15 protein-coding genes are annotated in these 19518 nt (G+C 74.6%); 7 read left to right on the forward strand and 8 right to left on the reverse strand.

What is annotated here, in order from left to right; genetic code table 11:
* Window positions 1-317: 317 nt before the first annotated feature.
* Window positions 318-1646 (forward strand): hypothetical protein, encoded by a 1329-nt coding sequence (locus ACI79W_RS15790; RefSeq protein ID WP_456563037.1) that lies wholly within the window; start codon window positions 318-320, stop codon window positions 1644-1646.
* 143 nt (window positions 1647-1789) lie between these two features.
* On the forward strand, window positions 1790-3295 hold the full coding sequence (locus tag ACI79W_RS15795; RefSeq protein WP_456563038.1) for a sugar transferase: 1506 nt from the start codon (window positions 1790-1792) through the stop codon (window positions 3293-3295).
* Window positions 3296-3356: 61 nt separating this feature from the next.
* On the opposite strand, the gene ACI79W_RS15800 is transcribed toward ACI79W_RS15795, so the two are convergent.
* The gene (locus ACI79W_RS15800) at window positions 3357-4520 is read right to left on the reverse strand and encodes a hypothetical protein (protein WP_456563039.1); all 1164 of its coding nucleotides are present in this window, start codon (window positions 4518-4520) and stop codon (window positions 3357-3359) included.
* Between the two features lie 330 nt (window positions 4521-4850).
* Between ACI79W_RS15800 and ACI79W_RS15805 the strand changes: the two genes are divergently transcribed.
* Window positions 4851-5018: a hypothetical protein gene (locus tag ACI79W_RS15805; RefSeq protein ID WP_456563040.1), complete on the forward strand. Its 168-nt coding sequence runs from the start codon at window positions 4851-4853 to the stop codon at window positions 5016-5018.
* A gap of 126 nt (window positions 5019-5144) precedes the next feature.
* On the opposite strand, the gene ACI79W_RS15810 is transcribed toward ACI79W_RS15805, so the two are convergent.
* A complete protein-coding gene (locus tag ACI79W_RS15810) occupies window positions 5145-5945 on the reverse strand; it encodes an arsenate reductase/protein-tyrosine-phosphatase family protein (protein WP_456563041.1) in 801 nt (266 codons plus the stop codon).
* Window positions 5946-6139: 194 nt separating this feature from the next.
* On the opposite strand from ACI79W_RS15810, the gene ACI79W_RS15815 reads away from it, so the two are divergent.
* Both ACI79W_RS15815 and ACI79W_RS15820 read left to right on the forward strand, forming a co-directional pair.
* A complete protein-coding gene (locus ACI79W_RS15815) occupies window positions 6140-7033 on the forward strand; it encodes an ATP-grasp fold amidoligase family protein (RefSeq protein ID WP_456563042.1) in 894 nt (297 codons plus the stop codon).
* A 10-nt stretch (window positions 7034-7043) separates the two neighbouring features.
* The gene (locus ACI79W_RS15820; RefSeq protein WP_456563043.1) at window positions 7044-8177 is read left to right on the forward strand and encodes a glycosyltransferase family 4 protein; all 1134 of its coding nucleotides are present in this window, start codon (window positions 7044-7046) and stop codon (window positions 8175-8177) included.
* Here the strand turns inward: ACI79W_RS15820 and ACI79W_RS15825 are convergent.
* The 5 genes from ACI79W_RS15825 to ACI79W_RS15845 form a co-directional block, all read right to left on the reverse strand.
* Window positions 8171-9679: a sugar transferase gene (locus tag ACI79W_RS15825; RefSeq protein ID WP_456563044.1), complete on the reverse strand. Its 1509-nt coding sequence runs from the start codon at window positions 9677-9679 to the stop codon at window positions 8171-8173. The two genes, ACI79W_RS15820 and ACI79W_RS15825, sit on opposite strands and share 7 nt — an antisense overlap.
* Before the next feature lie 274 nt (window positions 9680-9953).
* Window positions 9954-11609, reverse strand: coding sequence for a polysaccharide biosynthesis tyrosine autokinase (locus ACI79W_RS15830; protein WP_456563045.1), 1656 nt, complete (start codon window positions 11607-11609; stop codon window positions 9954-9956).
* A 114-nt stretch (window positions 11610-11723) separates the two neighbouring features.
* Window positions 11724-12794, reverse strand: a complete 1071-nt coding sequence (locus ACI79W_RS15835) for a glycosyltransferase family 4 protein (RefSeq protein WP_456563046.1) — start codon at window positions 12792-12794, stop codon at window positions 11724-11726.
* Window positions 12791-13756: a glycosyltransferase gene (locus tag ACI79W_RS15840; RefSeq protein ID WP_456563047.1), complete on the reverse strand. Its 966-nt coding sequence runs from the start codon at window positions 13754-13756 to the stop codon at window positions 12791-12793. The genes ACI79W_RS15835 and ACI79W_RS15840 overlap by 4 nt, the downstream gene beginning before the upstream one ends.
* Window positions 13757-13871: 115 nt before the next feature.
* On the reverse strand, window positions 13872-15443 hold the full coding sequence (locus ACI79W_RS15845) for a hypothetical protein (RefSeq protein WP_456563048.1): 1572 nt from the start codon (window positions 15441-15443) through the stop codon (window positions 13872-13874).
* A gap of 229 nt (window positions 15444-15672) precedes the next feature.
* Between ACI79W_RS15845 and ACI79W_RS15850 the strand changes: the two genes are divergently transcribed.
* Both ACI79W_RS15850 and ACI79W_RS15855 read left to right on the forward strand, forming a co-directional pair.
* Window positions 15673-16992 carry a UDP-glucose dehydrogenase family protein gene (locus ACI79W_RS15850; protein ID WP_456563049.1) on the forward strand — a complete coding sequence of 440 codons (1320 nt, stop codon included), beginning with the start codon at window positions 15673-15675 and terminating at the stop codon, window positions 16990-16992.
* A gap of 54 nt (window positions 16993-17046) precedes the next feature.
* A complete protein-coding gene (locus ACI79W_RS15855) occupies window positions 17047-18363 on the forward strand; it encodes a hypothetical protein (RefSeq protein WP_456563050.1) in 1317 nt (438 codons plus the stop codon).
* Between the two features lie 3 nt (window positions 18364-18366).
* Here ACI79W_RS15855 and ACI79W_RS15860 read toward each other — a convergent pair whose 3' ends face one another.
* Window positions 18367-19344, reverse strand: a complete 978-nt coding sequence (locus ACI79W_RS15860; protein WP_456563051.1) for a polysaccharide lyase — start codon at window positions 19342-19344, stop codon at window positions 18367-18369.
* Window positions 19345-19518 lie beyond the last annotated feature (174 nt).

Genomic DNA, 19518 nt, shown 5'->3' on the forward strand with positions numbered 1-19518 from the left:
GAACCTCCGCCGTGGATCCGCGACCGGACGACGCTGCCGCGCCCGGTCCCCGCGCTGCGGCGGGTCGTGCCGGGCACGACGGTAGTCGCCCCGGACGGTGCGGCCCGAGACCTCGCCGGTGGCCCCGCCCGTCCGAGGGGCGGCCCAGGCCCCGCCGGATGCCCATCGTCCCGACGCCGTTCCGAGTCCCTCCGGTCACCGACGGTGAGGCCGGGCCGCAGACGGCCGCTGTTAACCCGAACGCCACGCGGGCCTGGTTCCCCTCGCCGAGACTTCGGCCGAAGGTGTCCGGGAGAGGAGCGACAAGGGGGGACCGCATGTCCATCGGCCGGCTGGGGCCAGACGCGCGGGGACCGCGCGGCCTCGGCACGCCGGCCGCCGCCCCGTCCGGGCCCGCGCGCTGGGCCTGGCGCGTGCTGGTCACCGCCTTCCTCCTGCTGGGCGCCTGGACGGCGCTCGCCGCCACCACCGACGACGCCGCCCGGGCCCAGGGCCGGGTGCACACGGAGGGCGACACCCACGTCGTCACGGCGGCGGCAGCGGTGACGACGCCGCCCGAGGACCCCACCGGCCCGGCGCCCGACGTCGCCGCCGACCCGCCGCCGGAGGTTCCGGCGGACCCGCCGGCCGAGCCGGTTGACCCGCCCGCGGAGCCGGCCGCCCCCCCGCCGGCGCCCGAGGACCCGGTGGACCCGCCGACGACGCCGGCCGACCCGCCCGCGGAGCCGGTGGACCCGCCCACCGTCCCGGCCGACCCCCCGCCCGCCGAGGAGCCGGCCACCGGCGAGACGCCGACCGGGACCCCCACCGAGGAGCCGGCCGCCGGCGAGGGCCCGGTGGAGACCCCGACCGAGACGCCGGTGGAGACCCCCACCGAGACGCCGGTGGAGACCTCCACCGAGACCCCGGCCGAGGCGCCGCCTGCAGAGGAGGCGCCCGCCGGCGAGACCCCGGCGGACCCCGCGGCCGAGGTACCGGCCGACCCGGCCCCGGTCACCGACGAGGGCAGCGACGTCCCCGCCACCGACGATCCGGCCACCGAGGTGCCCGCGACCGACGACCCGGCCACCGACGCCACCGCCACCGCCGAGCCGGCCACCGGAACCGCCGCGTCGGCGCCCGCGCCCGCCGACCTGCCCGCCGAGGCGGCGGAGGACCCGGCTGCCGCCCCCGCGGCCACCGACGAACCGGCCGACGGAGCGGCGGTGCCCGGCGATGCCCCGCCCGCCCTGCCGGCCCCGTCGCCCGTGTGCGCCCCCGGGACCGCGACGGGGACCGTCGTGGCGGTGTCCGCGTCGGCCGCCGCCGCCCCCGTGCAGGTGGGTGCGACGGGCCTGGGCCGGACCCCACCGGGCGACGCCCCACCCACACCCGCGGCGCCACCGGTGCGCCGACCTCCCCCGCACAGCCCGCCGGCGACCCCGGTCGCGCCGGTGCACGCGCCCGCTCCGGTGGGCCCCGCCTCGGCCTCGGCCACGAGCGGTCAGTCGTGCGGCGCCGGCCACCACACCGACCACGCGGACGCCGCGCTGGCGGTGCTCGACGCGGGCTTCCCCGCCTTCCTCGCCGGTTCCATCCGGACCGCCCGCGGGCACGACGCCGTCCTCCTGGGCCGCGTCGAGGACCCGGGTGCCAGCCCCGACTGACGGGCGCACCCCCTCCGTCCTGCCCCGCCGGTCCTCCGATCGGCTCGTCGACCAGTCCATGACTCCGCACGCGCGCGACCGCCCCCGGTGACTTCTCCGCACCGGGTGCCGGACCGCCGTTCGCACCGCAGGGATCTTCCGCGATGAGCAGTGAAGCCGTTCCGTCCGACCACCTCACCCAGCACCCGTCCGCGCCGCTCCCGCGGCTGCCCCGGCCCGACGGGCTGCGCGGGCCCGGCACCGCCGCACGCCGGGCCTGGCGCGGCCCCTACGTCCGCCGGCTCGTCGTGTGGGACGCGCTCTGCGCGATCGCGGCCGCCGGCAGCGGGCTGCTCGCCCGCTTCGCCCCGGCGGACGTCGGGGTCACCACCGCGTCCCTCGCGATCGCGGTCGCCCTGCCGGCGGTGTGGGTGTTCGCCATGGTGGTGGCACGCAGCTACGAGAGCCGCTACCTCTGGGAGGGCCCGGAGGAGTTCCGCCGGGTCTTCTTCGCCGCCGCGCTGCTCCTGGCCATCGTGGGCACGGTCTCGTGGGGCCTGAAGCTCGAGGTCGCACGTGGCTTCGTCGTCGTCGCGCTGCCGCTGGCCACGCTCCTCACCCTGGCCCACCGCCAGGCGCACCGCGTGTGGCTGCGCCGCCAGCGGGCGCACGGGCGCTTCCAGCAGACGACGCTGCTCGTCGGGCACCGCAACGGCGTGGCGGCGCTGCGGGAGCAGCTGCACCGCGAGGCCGACGGGGGCTACCGCGTGATCGGGTACTGCCTGCCGCACGGCTCCGGCCTCGGCGGCGGCCCCGGCGGGCTGCCGGTCCTGGGCGACCTCGACGAGGTGGTCGACGTCGTGGAGCGCTACCAGGTCGACACCGTGGCCGTCCTGCCGTCCCCCGAGCTGGACGGCGCGGCGCTACGCCGGCTGGGTTGGGAGCTGGAGAAGACCGAGGCCGACCTGCTGCTCGCGCCGTCGGTCTCCGAGATCGCCGGCCCGCGCATCCGCGTGCGTCCGGTCTGCGGGCTCTCCCTGCTGCAGATGGAGCGGCCCGAACTGCGCGGCCTCCACCGGCTGGTCAAGGAGTCGTTCGACCGGACCTCGGCCGTGCTGCTCCTGCTGCTGCTCGCGCCGGTCCTCGCCGCCGCGGCGGTGGCCGTCCGGTTCGACAGCCCCGGGCCGGTGCTGTTCCGCCAGGAGCGGGTGGGCCGCGACGGCCGCCGCTTCTCGATGCTGAAGTTCCGCAGCATGCACGTCGGGGCGGATCGCCAGGTCGCCCGGTTGGCGGCTGTGGACGAGGGCAACGGCGTGCTGTTCAAGATGCGCCGCGACCCGCGGGTGACGCGGGTCGGCCGGGTGCTGCGGCGGTACTCGATCGACGAGCTGCCCCAGCTGCTCAACATCGTGCGAGGCGAGATGTCGCTGGTCGGGCCGCGCCCTCCGCTGCCCTCGGAGGTCGAGCGGTACGGAGTCGAGATGCACCGCCGGCTGGTGGTCAAGCCCGGCCTGACCGGGCTCTGGCAGGTGAGCGGCCGCTCCGACCTGTCCTGGACCGACTCGGTGCGGCTCGACATCCACTACGTGGAGAACTGGTCGCTGGCGCTGGACCTGATGATCCTGTGGCGGACCGTGGGGGCGGTCTTCACCGGCCGCGGCGCCTACTAGGACGACGGAGGGGCGGGCGCCGCGCTCCTCGCGCGGCACCCGCCCCTCGGGGGTGGTCAGGTCAGCGGTAACCGGGGCTGACGTACCCGATGCCGACGGTGCCGGCCGGGACGAAGTCACCCGACGCGGGCTTGCCCTGCGTGAGGGTCCCGCTCAGGTTCCCGATCGACGGCCAGGAGACGACGCCGTTGCTGATCTTCGCGGGGCAGCTGCGGTCATCGGTCTGCGGCCACACGCTGTAGCCCATGTCCCGGCCGGAGCGCGGGTCGATGAAGACGTTCTCCAGCGACAGCGGGTAGGTGTCGCAGTCGATGCGGATGAACTGCCCGCCCCGCTCGATCGGGGTCACCCCGGAGCTGCCGACGTTGGTGTTCCGGATGGTGCCCTTGCCGATGGCGCCGAGGTCCTGGCGGACCTGGATGCCCTGGTAGTTGGTCGTGCCGCTGAGCCGGTCGATCCGGTACTCGCGCACCCCGCCCCACGGCTGGAAGACGTCGGCGTGGTTCACCGAGTAGGTGCCGCGCAGGGCCTCCATGCGGACGTTCTGGATCTGCACGGTGGCCTCGGGGGCGTTGACGGCGATGCCGTCGGCCTGGGACCCCGGGACGTTGCCGTTGATGAGGACGCCCTCGATGTGCACGGTGCCGGTGCACTTGTGCACGTAGATGGCGCGCTGGTCGTCGTTGCCGAAGCGGGCGGTGGGCGCGACGGTGATCTGCCCGCCCATGATGACGGCGTTGCGGCAGTTGGCGATGGTGATCGGCCCGGCCGGGCGGTCGGCAGGCAGCTTGATGAGGACGTCGCCGTTCCTGGCCCCGATGGTCGTGACCGAGTTGCTCGGGGTGACGTTGTGGACCGGGTAGTTCTGCCAGCCGGCCGGCGGGGCCCAGCTGAGGGCGCCGGTCGACGGGGTCGTCGCGCGGGCGGGCGGCGCGGTGGTCGTGCTCGGGGTGGCCGGGGTGGTCGCGGCCGGGGTGGTCGGGACGGGGGCCGGGGTGGTGGCGGTGGAGCCCGGGCCCGTACCGGTGCGCGAGCCGGCGACCGTGGCCGGCTGCTCGGTCACGGCCGGGGCCTCGACCTGCTCGCCGGCGGCCGGGTCGGCCGGGGTCTCGACGGCCGGGGCCTCAGGGGCGACCGGGGACTGCTGCGGCGCGGGGCGCGAGTCGGGGGACTCGACGGCCGGCGGCGACTGCTGCGCCGCGGGGCTGGTGCCCCCGTCCTGCACGAGCGGGTAGCTGAGGGGAAGGATCCCGACGAGGGCGAGCAGGAGCTGCGTCAGGCGGCGCCGGGAGAGGCGCCGGCGACGACCGGGTCGGAGGCTTCGCCACTGTCGGTGAGCGTTTCGTGACACGCGGCCAAGGTAGCGTCACGGTTCCGTAACGCCAAGCCCGTTCGAGTGAATTTTCCGGCCCGCCCGGCGAGTCGTCACGGGTTCTGTTAAGAGACTCGCGGTCTGACCAGCACGTATCCCCAAACATGCGGGGGTGGACTTTTTCGGCAGGTTCTGCCCGCGTCGGATCCCGTCCGGGCGCTCCGGCCCGCCTAAGAAGGTCCCATGACGTGGGTGCTGGTCCTCGGGGCCGCGTGGACGGTGCTGGCCGTGCTCCTGGCGCTCGCCGTCGGCCGGACCGTGCGCACGGCCGACGAGCGGCAGGCGGACGCCGTTCCGGTGCCCGACTTCGTGCCCTCGGAGTGGACCGCCGCCCCGCCCGTTCCCCGCTAGGAGCCCGGCGCAGCGCGCCGCCGTGGCGACGGGGTGCGCAGACGGTCAGTTCTCGGCACGGGGATGGCGCGTCTGCGCACACTGCCCCGACGCCAGGCCCTGGCCGGCCTGGCGCCGTGACGGGTACTAGGAGCTCGCCGGACGCCGACGTCGCCCGAAGGCGCCGAACGCACGCCGGGCCCGCCCGGGGCCCGCGGACCGGTGGTCCAGGGCCGCCGGCAGCGACGCGTTCCCGGCCCCCGGCTCGTCCGAGGGGACGTCGGCGCCGCCCTGGTCGCGGTGGGCGGCGATCCGCACGGGCCCCGGCGCCACGTCGCCGTCGACGGCGGGGTGGAGCGAGAGCAGGGCGGCGAGCACCGGCAGCAGCGCGTCGGCGACGGCCTGCCCGACCTCCTCGTGGCCCTCGAGGGAGCGGCCGATCGGGTCGGCGATGTCGTCGCCGTCCTCCCCGCGGCGCCCGGGACGGGCGGCGGCCAGGGCGGCGACCAGCCCGCGGGCGCGGTCGGCGAACCCCTCCCCCTCCGGCTGCCGGTCCCCCAGCGCGTCGAGCAGCGCGGCGGCCTCCCGGAGGGTGAACGTCCGCGCCAGCGCCCGGGGCACGAGTTCCAGCACCGAGCGGCGGTGCTCGCGGGTCAGGGTGAGGACGAGGTCGGCCTCGGCCACCATCCCGGGCTCCAGTTGCCGGGCCACGAACCCCTCGGGGTCACCGCCGTACCCGGAGATGACCAGGGCGCTGCGGGGGTGCATCGCGGAGCCGGCGACCGCGCGGGTGCCCGCGCTGACCAGCCGGAGGTCGGAGGCGGCGTCGCCGAGCAGCCCGCGCAGGTAGGCCCGCCCCAGCCCCTCGCCCATCGCCGAGCGGCAGATGTTGCCGGTGCAGACCAGCAGCACGGTGACGGGTGTCGGGACGGTCTCCTGGTCGGGCACGTCCCCAGTCTGATCGGCGCCGCCCACCTCCCGAAACCTCCGATGGGGTGGTTCGGTTCCGGAGAAACGCCACGCCGGAGCCCGGGTACTAGGGTCGACGCGACACCGGACACCCCGATCGGGCGCCCGGGAGCAGACACCGCCGTCGTGCCCACGTCTCACACCAGGAGGGGTTCCGGATGCCCCGGAGCGGCTTGAACGAGAACCTCCGACACTTCTTCCAGCCGGCGCACCGCAGGATCGCCGGGGTCCTCCCCCTCCCCCTGCGGCGGCGGTACCTCTTCCTGGCCGGGCACGGCCGGCTCCCGCGGCTGCGCGACCCGCAGACCTTCGGGGAGAAGATCAACTGGCGGATCATGCACGACCGGCGGCCGCTGCTGGCCTGGACGTGCGACAAGCTGGCGATGAAGGAGCACGCGGCCGAGGTCGCCGAGGAGGCCGGCATCCGGGTGCCGGAGACCTTCTGGTCGGGCACCGACCTCACCGAGGTGGCCGGTCGGGCGTTCGACCGGCCGTGGGTGCTCAAGCCCAACCACCGCAGCGGGCTGGTCCGCTTCGGCGCCGCCGGCGAGTCGGTCGACGCCCGCACGATCGCGGCGACGAGGAACTGGCTGCGCGACGACCAGAGCGTGCTGCTCGGCGAGTGGGCCTACAGCCAGGCGCGGCCGCTCTACGTCGTCGAGGAGGCCATCGGCGACGGCGTCACGCCTCCCGACGACTACAAGTACCTGATGTTCGACGGCAAGATCGCCGCGATGTCCGTGGACACGGGCCGCTTCACCAAGCAGCACTCGCGCACCTTCTACACGGCCGACTGGGAACCGTTGCACGTGGCGACCGCCCTGGGCAGCGGCGAGCCGAGCCCCCCGCCGGAGAACCTGGCCGCCCTGAACCACGCGGCGGAGGTGCTCGCCCGCCCCTTCGACTTCATGCGGGTCGACCTCTACAACGTCGACGGGGTGATCTGGTTCAGCGAGTACACCCCGTACCCGGGCGGGGGTGTGCTGCCCTTCGAGCCGCCCACCTTCGACGCCTGGCTCGGGGAGCAGTGGACGCTGCCCGACCTCGACGACGTCCCGGCCCGGTGATCCCGGCACGATGCCCGCTCCGAGCACCGGTCCCGACCGCGACGACGACCACCACGACCACCACGACGACGGCGCCCTCCGGGTCCTGAGCGTCGGCCCCACCGGCGACCAGCCCGGCGGGATGGCCTCGGTCGTCGCCGAGCTCGAGACGCAGAACCGCCTGGACGGCACGCCCGTGCACCTGCGGGTCGTGGACTCCGGCGGCGTCGGTCCCGTGCCCCGGCGCGCCGCGCATTTCGCCCGGTCCCTCCTCACCGCGGGCACGGCCCGGGCCGACGTCGCGCACCTGCACGTCGCCAGCCGCGGCAGCACCTGGCGGAAGATGGCGATCGCCCGCATGTGCGCGCTGCGCGGCCTGCCGTACGGCATCCACCTGCACGGGGCGGGCTACCGCGGCTTCCTCGCGGAGACCTCCCCGGCTCTCCGGCGCCGCATCGAGCGGTTCTACGGTCGCGCCGCCTACGTCGTGGTCCTCGGTGGGCCGTGGGCGCAGCTGGTCACCGAGGAGCTGGGCGTGCCCGCCGAGCGGGTGCACGTGGTGCACAACGGCGTGGCCGACGGCGCCCCACCGGTGACGCCGTGGCCGCCCGACCGCCCGAAGCGGGTTGTCCTGCTCGGCCGCATCGACGAGAGCAAGGGCGTGCCGGAGCTGCTGCGCGCCTTCGAGCGGCTCGACGACCTGCCCGACGTGGAGCTGGTCATCGCCGGCCCGCCGGCCGACCCCCGCGTCGTCGCGCTGGTCGAGGAGGCCGTCCGGGCCCGGCCGGGGCGGGTCACCTACGCCGGCTCGCTGCCCCGGGCGGAGGCCCAGGAGCTGCTGCGGACGGCGTACCTGCTCGCGCTGCCCAGCCACGCCGAGGGGCTGCCGATGGTGGTCATCGAGGCGATGTCCCGGGGCATCCCGGCGGTGACGACGCCGGTCGGCGCCACGGAGGAGCTGGTCACCCACGGGGTGAACGGCTTCCTCCTGCCGCCGGGCGACGTCGACGCCCTCGCCGAGCACCTGCTGCGCCTGCTCGGCGACAGCGCGCTGCGCGACGAGATGGCCCGGGCGGCCTACGGCACGTGGGCGGCGGGCTTCGACGCCCGCACCATGTTCGCCGACATCCGCGCGTGCTGGCGGACGGCGGCGGGCGCTCAGTAGGCGCCGCGCCCGCGGAGGACCGCGCCGAGGGTCTTCCAGAGGATCATCATGTCGAAGCTCAGCGACCAGTTCTCCACGTACCGGACGTCGATGCGCACCGAGTCGTCCCAGGAGAGGTCCGAGCGGCCGCTGATCTGCCACAGGCCGGTGATGCCGGGCTTGACCAGGAAGCGGCGGCGCATGTCGAAGCCGTACCGCTCGGTCTCGCTGGGCAGCGGCGGGCGCGGGCCGACCAGGCTCATGTCGCCGCGCAGCACGTTGAGCAGCTGCGGCAGCTCGTCGAGGGAGTAGCGGCGCAGCACCCGGCCGACGCGGGTGACGCGCGGGTCGACCTTGCGCTTGTAGAGCACGCCGTTGCCGTCGTTGTCGGCCTCGAGCACCTCGGACATCTTGTCGGCGCCGTGCACCATGCTGCGGAACTTGAGCATGGAGAACGTCTGCCCGTCGCGGCCGACGCGGGTCTGCTTGAAGAACACGGGCCCGCGGCTGGTCGTCTTCAGCGCCAGCGCGATGAGGAGGAAGAGCGGGAGCGTGAGGAGCAGCGCCGCGGCCGCCAGTGAGGCGTCGACGGCCGTCTTGGCCAGCCGGCGCACCCCGCGCAGCTCGGGCCGCTCGACGTGCAGCAGCGGCAGCCCGCACACCGGGCGGATGGCGACCCGGGGGCCGACGACCTCGGTCACCGCGGGGGCGAGCAGCAGCTCGGCCTCGGTCTTCTCCAGGTCCCAGCCCAGTCGGCGGAGCGAGGGGCCGTCCAGCTCGGGGCAGGGCATGACGGCGACGGTGTCGACCTCGAACCGCTGCACCACGTCGAGCACCTCGTCGAGGCCGCCGAGGACCGGCAGGCCGTCGAAGTCGGTGGGGCCCTCGGCCGCCTTGCCGTCCGGCAGGCAGCAGCCGATCACCCGGTAGCCGTGGTAGCCGGCGCGGTCCAGCTCGGCGTGCAGCGAGGCGACGGCGTTGCGGTGCCCCACGACGACCGTCGTCTGCTGGAACGCCCCACCGGTGCGCGCCCGGTGCAGGGCCTGCCGGCGCAGGTAGCGCTGCAGCAGCGTCAGCACCGTCGCGGCCGGGAGCGCGATGACGACGAACCCGCGGGCGACCCGCAGGTCGAGGCCCCAGGAGACAATCGCGACCGCGGCCAGCAGCACCGCGGCGGCGTGCAGCACGCGCCGGAACTCCTCGGCGCCCACCCAGAGGAAGCGCTCCTCGTAGCTGCGGCCGATGTGCATCGCGGCCACCCACACCACCGGCATCGCCAGCGCCGCCCACAGCGAGTAGGCGGCCGCGCCGTCGACGTCGGTGCCGAACCGGAGGAAGTAGCCGATCGTCGCCGCGAGCACGGCGGCGACCGCGTCCCCCAGCACGATGCTGCGCACGTAGGCCGTGCGCCACGCCCGGCGCGCCTGGGTGCCCTCGCCCCGCAGGCGGCGCAGGCCGGGGAAGCGGGTCCGCACCGTGGCCGGCAGCACCTCACGAGCGGTGTGGTCGTGAGAAACCTGCATGGGTTGTCCGAGCCTCCTGGGTGCGTCGCGTCTGGTCGTCCGGGCGACCCGGACACCACGCTGCCCCACCCATAGGTCACGCAGAGTGAGCAGAAGCAAACAGCGAGGCTCCATCACCTCGTCCTGCCGGACCGCCGGACTCGACGTTAGCGGTTCTGTGACGATTTGGCTCGCTTACTACATGACTGTACGTAACGGATCGGAGCACTCACGCACTGTCAGCGATGCAGGTCACACCCGTGACCGCGCACGCGGGCTCAGCGTGCCAGGCCGGTCAACCGCGGCTGGTCGAGTCCGAGCGCTGCGACGGCGAGCCCTTGCCCACCGCGGGGATCTCGGTGGTCGACGGCCCGGTCGGCACCTCGGCCCGGGTCGCGCCGGCCGGGTCGCCGGCCGGCACGCGCGGCACCTCGACCCGCGTGCCGGCCGGATCCGTCGCCGGCCCCCCCGATCCCCGCGTCGTGTCCGCGGGGCGCGCCGCCTCCTCGCCCCGGGTGCGGTCACCCGGCGCCTGGGGCTGCTGCTGCGCGGCGGCGGGCCGGGGCTTCGGCTCGGGCTCCGTGAGGGCGTCCCCGTCGTAGCCGTACGACTGCGGCGACGACGACGCCGGGGCCATCGTGAGGATGACGCCGAGCGTGCGCGCACCGACCCGGTCGAGGACGGCGGCGGCGCGCTCCAGCTCCTCCCGCCGGGTCTTGCCCTGGCGCACCGCCAGCAGCACGCCGTCCATCACCACGGCGACGGCGCTGGCGTCGGCGACCGGGAGCAGCGGGGGCGTGTCGACGATGACGTAGTCGTGGGTGGCCCGCAGCCGCTCGACCACGGTGCGCAGCTGGCCGGACGCCAGCAGCTCGCTAGGGTTCGGCGGGATGGACCCGGCGCCGAGGACCGAGAGCCGGTCGCCGTAGGGCTGCAGGACGTCGTCGAGGTCGGCGGCGCCGGTGAGGGTGCTGGTCAGCCCCGCGCCGTCGACGAGCCCGAGGTAGCGGACGACCCGGGGGTGCCGCAGGTCGGACTCGACCAGCGCGACCCGGTGCCCGCCCTCGGCGAGGGTGAGCGCGAGGTTGACCGCGACGGTGCTCTTCCCCTCGGCGGCGACGGCGCTGGACACCATGATCACCCGCGGCGGCTCGTCCACGTTGAGGAACTGCAGGTTGGTGCGCAGCTGGCGGAAGGCTTCGGCGGTGCCGGACCGGCTGTTCCGCTCCAGCACGTGGCCGGTGGCGAGCTTGGGGTCGCGGGCGATGGTGCCGATCACCGGGGCGCCGGCGACGTCGGAGGCGACCTTCGCGTCGCGCACGGAGCGGTCCATGCGCACCCGGGCGTAGGCGAGCACGAGGCCCACGAGCAGGCCGATGAGCACCCCGACGGCGATGTTGGCGTAGAGGTTCGGGGCGGTGGGCTCGTCGGCGACCTCGGGGGTGTCGAGGACGGTCACCTTCACCGGCACCGTCGTCACCGGCTCGACCTCGGGGTCGGTGGGGGTCGTGGTGGTCGTCTCGACCTCGAGCACCAGCTCGGTGAACTCGTCGGCGACCGCCGCGGCGATGTCGCGGGCCCGCTGCGGGGAGGTGTCGGTCACCACGATGCCCAGGACCGTGGTGTCCGGCACCACGGAGGCCTCGACCCGGCTCTGCAGGCCGGACGCGGTGAGGTCCAGGTCCAGCCGCTCGATGACGCCGTCGGCCAGCCGCTCGCTGCCGAGGATCTGGACGTAGGAGGCCACCCGGTTCTGCGCGAACTGGCTGCCCTGGAACGCGGCGGTGGTGGAGGTGGCGTCGGTCGAGGTCACCCACACCTGCGCCGACGACGTGTAGGTCGGCGTCATCACCAGGGCCATCGCGGCCCCGATGCCCCCACCCAGGAGCATCCCGATCACGGGCAGGAACCACCCGGCCCGGAACGCCGCCATGGTGTCTCTGAGTTCCACTACTTCCTCGTCTCCGATGATCGAGGCCCACCGGTGTGGGCCGCAGCCGCGGTCGTCGCACGGGTTCCGCGGCTGCTGCCCCAGCCGTGTCGAGCAGCTCCTGGGCGCACCAGGCTAGATATTGTCGGACGGATCGGGCCGCGTGGCGTCACCCGATCGGGCCTCATCCACGCAGTTCCACCAGTGCTCGACGAACACCCGGCGGACGACGGCGTTCGAGTGCCGCTCCCGTACACGGTCCCACGCGCGGCGGCCGAGGCCGTGCGCCAGCTCCGGGGAGCCGGCCATCCGGCGGATCGCCGTCCCGAGCGCGTCGGCGTCGGCCGGCGGCACCACCATGCCGGTGTCGTCGACCACCTCGGCGATCTGGCCGACGTCGCTGGCGATGACCGGGGTCGCGAGGCTCATCGACTCCAGGATGATCATCGGCATCGCCTCCGCCCGGCTCGGCAGCACCAGCGCGACCGCGGTCCGCAGGCGGGCGCGCACCTCCTCGGGGGAGACCGGCCCCTCGAACACCACCCCGGTCGGGAGCGGGTCGGGCAGCTGGAACTGCGGGGCGAGTTCGCCGAAGAGGATGAGCTGCTGGCCGTCGAGCCGGGCGGCCGACCAGGCGTCGAGGAGCACGTCGGCGCCCTTGCGCGGCCCGATCTCGCCGGCGAAGACGAAGTCCGAGCGGTCCGCGCCGACCGGGTCCTCCTCGATCGGCACGGAGTTGGCCACCCGCACCGCGTCGATGCCGAGCGAGCGCAGCACCTCGGCGGCCGGCTCGGTGAGCACGAAGACCACCGCGGGCTGGCGCAGCACCAACCGGGCGAGCCGGCGGTTGCCCTCGGCGAAGGCGACGAACTGCGAGCCGTGCACCAGGACGGTGCAGCAGACCCCGCGCCGGCGGGCGAGGGCCAGCAGCAGGCCCTCGCGCAGGAACGAGCCCTGCTGGGTCAGGTGGAAGTGCCACACGTCGGTGGGCTCCACCCTGCTGAACAGGACGTTGCACACCGTCCGGACGAAGGCGGTGAGGGTGCGCCGCCGGTCGCCGTGCCAGTAGGTGGGCCACTCCCGCACCTCGAGGTCGGGGCCGGCCCAGGTGTTCGTGGTGCGCACCACGGAGGAGACGCCGCCGCGCCCCTGCGACGCGTTGCCGATCTGCGTCACGCGCAGCGCACGTCGCGTGGGGCGGCTCACGCCGGCGTGTCCCCGGATCGGCGGATCACCACACCAGAGGGGTCGAGCTCCTCGCTGGTCAGCTGGTCGGGCTCCCGCAGCAGGACCAGCCCGCGCTCGGCGAGCTCGCGGGCCACCTGCAGCTGGTGGTCGTCCACGTGCTCGCCGCGCGCGGCCACCCGCGGGACGACGACCGGCCGCACGCCGAGCTCGAGCGCGCGGAGCAGCGTGCCCACGCCGGCGTGGGTGACGAAGACGTCGCTGTCGGCCACCAGCCGGTCGAACTCCTCGGCGCGCAGCTCCTGGTTGACGTCGCCGGGCAGGTCGTCGCGGGTCGTGACCCCCAGCTGCCAGGTCACGGTGTCACCGGGCCGCAGCCGGTCGCGCACGGCGTCGACCAGCGCGTCGAAGCGGAACGGCTTGATGGTGCCCAGGCTGACGAAGATGCGGCGCCCGTCGCCGTCCCGGGCGGGGCGGTCGGTCGCCGGGACCGCGGTGAAGTCGTCGAGCAGCGAGGGGCCCAGCTGCCACCCGGGGCGGTCGGCCCACGCGGCGTGCTGGGTGTAGAGCTGCACCCGCGGGAGCCGCTCGAGGATGCGACCGGTCGCCGACGGCCCGTCGAAGCGCGAGACGCTCTCGATGTAGACGAACGGCAGCCGCCGCAGCTGCGCGATGGCCCAGGCCGCGACGCCGACCGCGGCCCCGGTGCTCAGGACGACGTCGAAGCGCTCGCGGCGGGTGACCTGGTGCAGCCGGATGCCGGCGCGGACCGCCGGCACGAGGCCGCGCGGGGGCACGTAGTCGAGGGTGACCACGCGGCGGCCGCGCAGCAGCGACCGGCTCTGCTCGGAGTCGAAGGTGGCGAAGACGGAGTCGGGGTGGAGCCCGAACCGCTCGGACCAGCGCACGATCTGGGCGAGGTGACCACCGGTCGAGGCGACCAGGAGCGCGCGCTCGCCGCTGAGCGCAGCGGACAGCTCCACCCTCTCACCTGCCGGTTCGGCTCGATCCCGTCGTGGTGGCACCACCGAAGCGTAATGGGGCCCGGGCGCGCAACGGCCCTCGTGCTCGCGATGTCGCCGGTTGGAGTGGCCCTGCTCAGCCGACGGTGGCCGGCCGCGTGACCCGGTCCACGTCCCCGCGCCCGGCGGCGGCCGGCTGCCCGGCGGAGCCGGCGTCGGCGTCGCTGCCGGGGGTGCGGCCACCGAAGGATCCCAGCAGGCCGATCAGGAGGAAGAGGGGGATGTAGGACGGCGGGGAGACGAACACCGGGTTGCCGGTCGACTCCAGCAGGTACTGGACGATCCAGGCGATACCGGTGAGCCCCAGGAAGCGGGCGATCGGCTCGTCGTCCCGCGAGAGCCGCCGCAGCCGCCGGAAGACGGCGACGAGCGCGAGCAGGAACGCCAGCATCCCGAGGAAGCCGCTCTCGCCGAGGACCGCCGGCCACATGGTGTCGGTCAGGAACATCGCGTTGCCGGTGCGCTCGGAGAGACCCCAGACGTTCTGGTAACCGCGCTCGAGGTACAGCGGGCTGTAGAACTCCGAGGCCGTGTCGGAGCCGAAGCGGCCGAAGCCGGCGCCGAGCGGGAAGTAGTCCTGGGCGACGAAGAAGGAGTCGCGGGTCATCAGCGTGCGCGCCGCGGTGCCCTCGGACTCGTCGATGTAGGTGGCGACGATGCCCTGCAGGGCGTTGAGCAGCGTCGACCAGAAGAGGATGACGATGCCGGTGACCGCGGTGAGCGCCCCGGCGAAGACACCCGACCGGCCGGCGCGGGAGGTCAGCCACAGGAAGCTGCCCATCATCCCCAGCCAGGTCTTGCGCCGGAACGAGAGAACCGCGACCAGGGCCATGCCGGCGGAGAGCAGCCAGGTGAAGCGGGTGGAGCCCATCGTGGTGTTCCACGCGACGACGGCGAGGAAGCCCAGCGCGGCCATGATGCCGAGCGTGCCGGGCTCGACGAACGGGCCGATCAGCGACGGGATCGCCGCACGGAAGCTGAGCTGGTCGATGTTGCCGACCGTGCTCTGCCAGGTCTGCGGGACGGCCAGGTTGACCAGGCAGCAGGCGATGATGAACAGCAGGACGCCGACCCCGCCCTTGGCGAGGCGGCGCACGTCGTCGGCGGTCCACCGCAGCTGCGCCACGGCGAGGGCGAGCAGCATGCCCTTCCCGGCCAGCGCCGCGCCCGAACCGAGGACGACGAGCGGCACGCCGGCGACGAGCCCGCTGACCACCCCGAGCACGCCGTAGACGGCCCACCAGACCAGCCCGGGGAAGCTGCGCAGCGGCTGGCCGCGGAGCAGCCGGGGGCCGACGCAGACCAGCAGCGACGCGGCGATGGCCAGCTCGTCGAGCAGGTCCACCGTGGCGCTGCCGGTCACCTGGGCGGCCGTCTTGCCGAAGATGCTGACCAGGACGGCGGCCGCGATGAAGCGCTTGGGGTGGTTGACGCCCCAGACGAACACGGGGACGGCGGCCACGAGGAGGAGCACGAGGACGGGCTGGTAGGCCGCGGCGGCGGTCAGCCCCGCGACGGCGAGGATGCAGACCGCCAACGTGCGCGGCACGGTCCTGGTCAGCGCGTCGCCCACCTCGGCCCCTTCCGCCAGCCGGCCGCCCCCGCCCGGGCGGTACCGTTCCTCCCGGTCCGACGCGGAGCGTTCCACGCGGGCCGACCCCCGACAATGCCACGCCGCGGCAACCCTCCCGGGCGGCAGCGCCCGGCACTACACCCGTTCGGGTCTGCGTGCGGCTTTCTGCCCTTCCCCGTGGCCGCCGGGCTGGCGTCCGGACCGGTGCGTGGTCGACCATGGCGGGGGCCCGCGGCGGACGGACCGGGGGAACCGCCCCGGCCGACGTGCCGGAGCACCTCGACTCGAACCACAGGAGCACTGCGTGAAGATCTCGGTCATCGGTTGCGGGTACCTGGGCGCCGTCCACGCCGCGTCGATGGCCGAGATCGGTCACGAGGTCGTGGGCATCGACGTCGACCAGGCCAAGATCGCCTCGCTGGCGAAGGCCGAGGCGCCCTTCTTCGAGCCCGGCTTCGAGGAGCTGCTGGAGCGCACCCTGGCCACCGGCCGGCTGCGGTTCTCCACCGACTTCGCCGACGCGGCGGGCTCCACCGTCCACTTCGTCTGCGTCGGCACCCCGCAGAAGCGGGGCGAGTACGCCGCCGACATGCGCTACGTGCAGGGCGCGGTCGAGTCGCTGCTCGACGTCCTCTCCCCCGGCGAGCTCGTCGTCGGCAAGTCCACCGTGCCGGTGGGCACGGCCGCGCAGCTGGCCGAGCTGATCGCGGCCAAGGCGCCCGGCGCCCTGCTGGCGTGGAACCCGGAGTTCCTGCGCGAGGGCTTCGCGGTGCAGGACACGCTGCACCCCGACCGGCTGGTGTACGGCCTGCCCGCCGGCGCCGACGGCGACACCGCCCGGGCGCTGCTGGACGAGGTGTACGCGCCGATCGTCGAGCGCGGCACCCCCAAGGTGGAGAGCGACTACGCCACCGCCGAGATGGTGAAGACGGCGGCGAACTCGTTCCTCGCCACGAAGATCTCCTTCATCAACGCGATGGCCGAGCTGTGCGAGGCAACCGGCGCCGACGTGAAGCTGCTGGCCGACGCGATCGGCTTCGACGACCGGATCGGCCGCAAGTTCCTCAACGCCGGCCTCGGCTTCGGCGGCGGCTGCCTGCCCAAGGACATCCGCGCCTTCATGGCCCGCGCCGGTGAGCTCGGTGCCGACCAGGCGCTGACGTTCCTGCGCGAGGTCGACAACATCAACATGCGTCGCCGCATCCGCATGGTGGAGCTGGCCCGCGAGGTCTGCGACGGCTCGCTGCTGGGCAAGCGGGTCGCCGTCCTGGGTGCGGCGTTCAAGCCCGACAGCGACGACATCCGCGACTCGCCGGCGCTCAACGTCGCCGCGCAGCTGCAGCTGCAGGGCGCCGTCGTCCGGGTGACCGACCCGGCCGCGATCGAGAACAGCCGCCGGCAGTGGCCGCAGCTGGACTACGCGGCGACGCCGGAGGAGGCCGCCGAGCGCGCCGACGCCGTGCTGGTGCTCACCGAGTGGAAGCAGTACCGCGAGCTGGACCCGGAGGCGTTCGGCCGGGTCGTCAAGCAGAAGCGCGTCCTCGACGGGCGCAACGCCCTCGACCGCGAGGCCTGGACCGCCGCCGGCTGGACCTACCGGGCCCTCGGCCGCCGCGCCGGCTGAGCGCGATCCGCCGATCTCCCCTGCCGTGCCGCTGACCCCCCACGCCCGCCCGTGGTGATCCGACGCGTCGGCCGGGCCGTGCGCGGCGGCAAGCTGGTCAGCCGGGGGCTCACCGTCGCCGACCAGGCGATCTCCAGCGCCAGCAACATGCTGCTGTCGGTGGCGATCGCCACCGGCGTCAGCGCCGCCGTCTTCGGTGAGTTCGCGCTGATCTACAGCATCTACTGGCTGCTGCTGGGCGGGACGCGCGCCGCCGTCCTGGACCCGCTGCTCATCACCCAGCGGAACGTGCTCAAGGGCGCACCGGTGCACCTGGTCGCCGCGGTGTCGGCGACGGCGGTCGGCGCGCTCGGCATCCCGGTGGGGCTGCTGCTGCTGGCCACGCCGCTGGACCTCGCCTGGGCGGTGTTCTTCCTGGGCCTGCCCGTCCTGCTGCTGCAGGACGCGCTGCGCTACGTCGGCTTCCTCGAGCAGCGGCCGGGCCGGGCGGTGCTGCTGGACGGCGTGTGGCTGGTGGTCATGGTCGTCGCCACCGTCCTGGCGCTGACCGGCGCGATCGCGGGGACGGCAGCGGTGCTGGCGTTGTGGATCCTCGGCGCCCTGCTGGCCGACCTCATCGGGCTGGTCGCCTTCGGCATCCGGCGGGAGCCGGTGCAGCTGCGGGCGCGGCTCAAGGCGATGTGGCCGGTCTCCGGGCCGCTGCTCGGCGACTTCGCGCTCTCGTCCGGCTCGGGGCAGCTGACGATCTTCGTGCTGCCGCTGGTGGCGGGCACGGCCCTGCTGGGCCAGTTGAAGGCCGCCCAGGTCGCCAACGGCCCGCTGAACATCACCGTCGCCGCGGCGAGCGTCATCTGCCTGCCGATGGTGGCGCGCGCGGTGGAGTCCGACGCCGGCCGGGCGCTGCGCATCGGCCGGCTGGCCTCCCTGGCGCTGGCCGGGGTGGCGGTCGTCTACGGGACGGCTCTGGTACTCCTGCCGGAGGACGTGGGCCGGGCGCTGTTCGGCGAGTCGTGGGGCTCGGGCTGGCTGGTGGCCGCGGTGAGCGCGCAGATGGTGCTGTTCGGCATCACCCACGGCGCGCTGCTGGCGATGCGCGGCTCGCGCAACACCAAGGCGGCGCTGCGCGTGCGCATCGGCGTGGCACCGATCGCGGTGGTCCTGCCCGTCGCCCTGACCGCCGTGTGGGGCCGCACCGGGTTGATGGTGGGGCTGGTGGTCGCCGCGGCGACCATGTCGCTGGTGAGCTGGCTGGTCGCCGTCCGTGTGGTGCCGCAGACGCCGCCCGGCGAGGACGGCGAGCCGGTCGACGCCGCAGCGGACGCCCCGACCGGGAAGAACCCGCTGGGGTCACCGGCCTCGGCGGCGCAGTAGCCCTCAGTCGCCCGCCGGCTCGAGGGCGACGCTCTCCCGCGACTCGCCCCAGCGGGCGTCGGAGAAGTAGACGGTGTGCTCCCGCCGGGTGTTGCTGGCCGCGTAGATGCCCTGCTTGAAGTAGACGCTCTGGCCCTCGAAGAGGGTGGCCCCGACGGCGTTGACCACGCGCTCGCCGTCGATCCAGACCTGCACGTTCCCCTTGTCGGGGTCGGTGGACCACTCGATGCGGACGACGTGGTCCAGCCACTTCCCCAACTCCAGCGGGCCGAGGTCGTAGGTGGCGACGTACTGGGCGGACTCGCGGCCCTGCAGCCCCCCGCGGACGGAGAGCCGGATCTCGGGCTCGGGCCCGTCGGTGACCCAGAGGTCGACGTTGGGCGAGCCCTCGTTCGCCGTCTGGTGCCACTGCGTGTAGATCAGGAACTCGTCACCGCCGTCCCAGAAGAAGTCCTCGGGGAAGTACGTCGACCACGAGTACCACTGGACGTCGCCCTCGCGGGGGGCGCCGGCCTCCTCGATGGTGGAGCGCACCTCGCCGCGGATGGTGGTGTCGACGCCGAAGGTGAAGTCGCCCGGGCGGGCGGAGAACGCGGCGGAGTACTCGGATCCCGGGCGCACCGGCTCCTCGACGACGCGGACCTGCTCCGGGCGGGCGGCCTGCACCTCGCTCCAGTCGGAGAGATCGCCGCCTGCGTAGCTCCACACCTGCTCGGGTCGTGCGGCGGCGTCCGGCGACGCCGAGCCCGAAGGGGAGGCGCCCGTGGAGCGGGAGGTGGTGAACCGGTCCCCCGTCGTCGGGACCGGGTCGAGCTCGGCCCGCGGGACGGCGGTGGACTCGATCGGCGTCGACGTCGGCTCGGCCGTGGCGTGCGGGGCCTCGCCCTCGCCGGTGCCGGGCTCCTCGGAGCCGCAGGCGGTCAGCACGAGGGACGCCGTCACCACCAGGGCGAGCGGGAACCGGCGGCGTCCTCGGATCACTTCGGTTCCCTCTTGGTCCTGGTCTCGGCGCGGTGGGCGCCGCAGCGCCCCGGACGGCAGCCGGCTCGCGCGCGGCGAACCCGCGCCGGGTGACCACGGGCGGGAAGGCCCGAGGTTACCCACCGAGAGTTCGTGACCGCAGAGTCACCGCCACGCAGGGGGAAACGAGCTGTT

It is taken from the genome of Blastococcus sp. SYSU DS0533 (assembly GCF_054050775.1).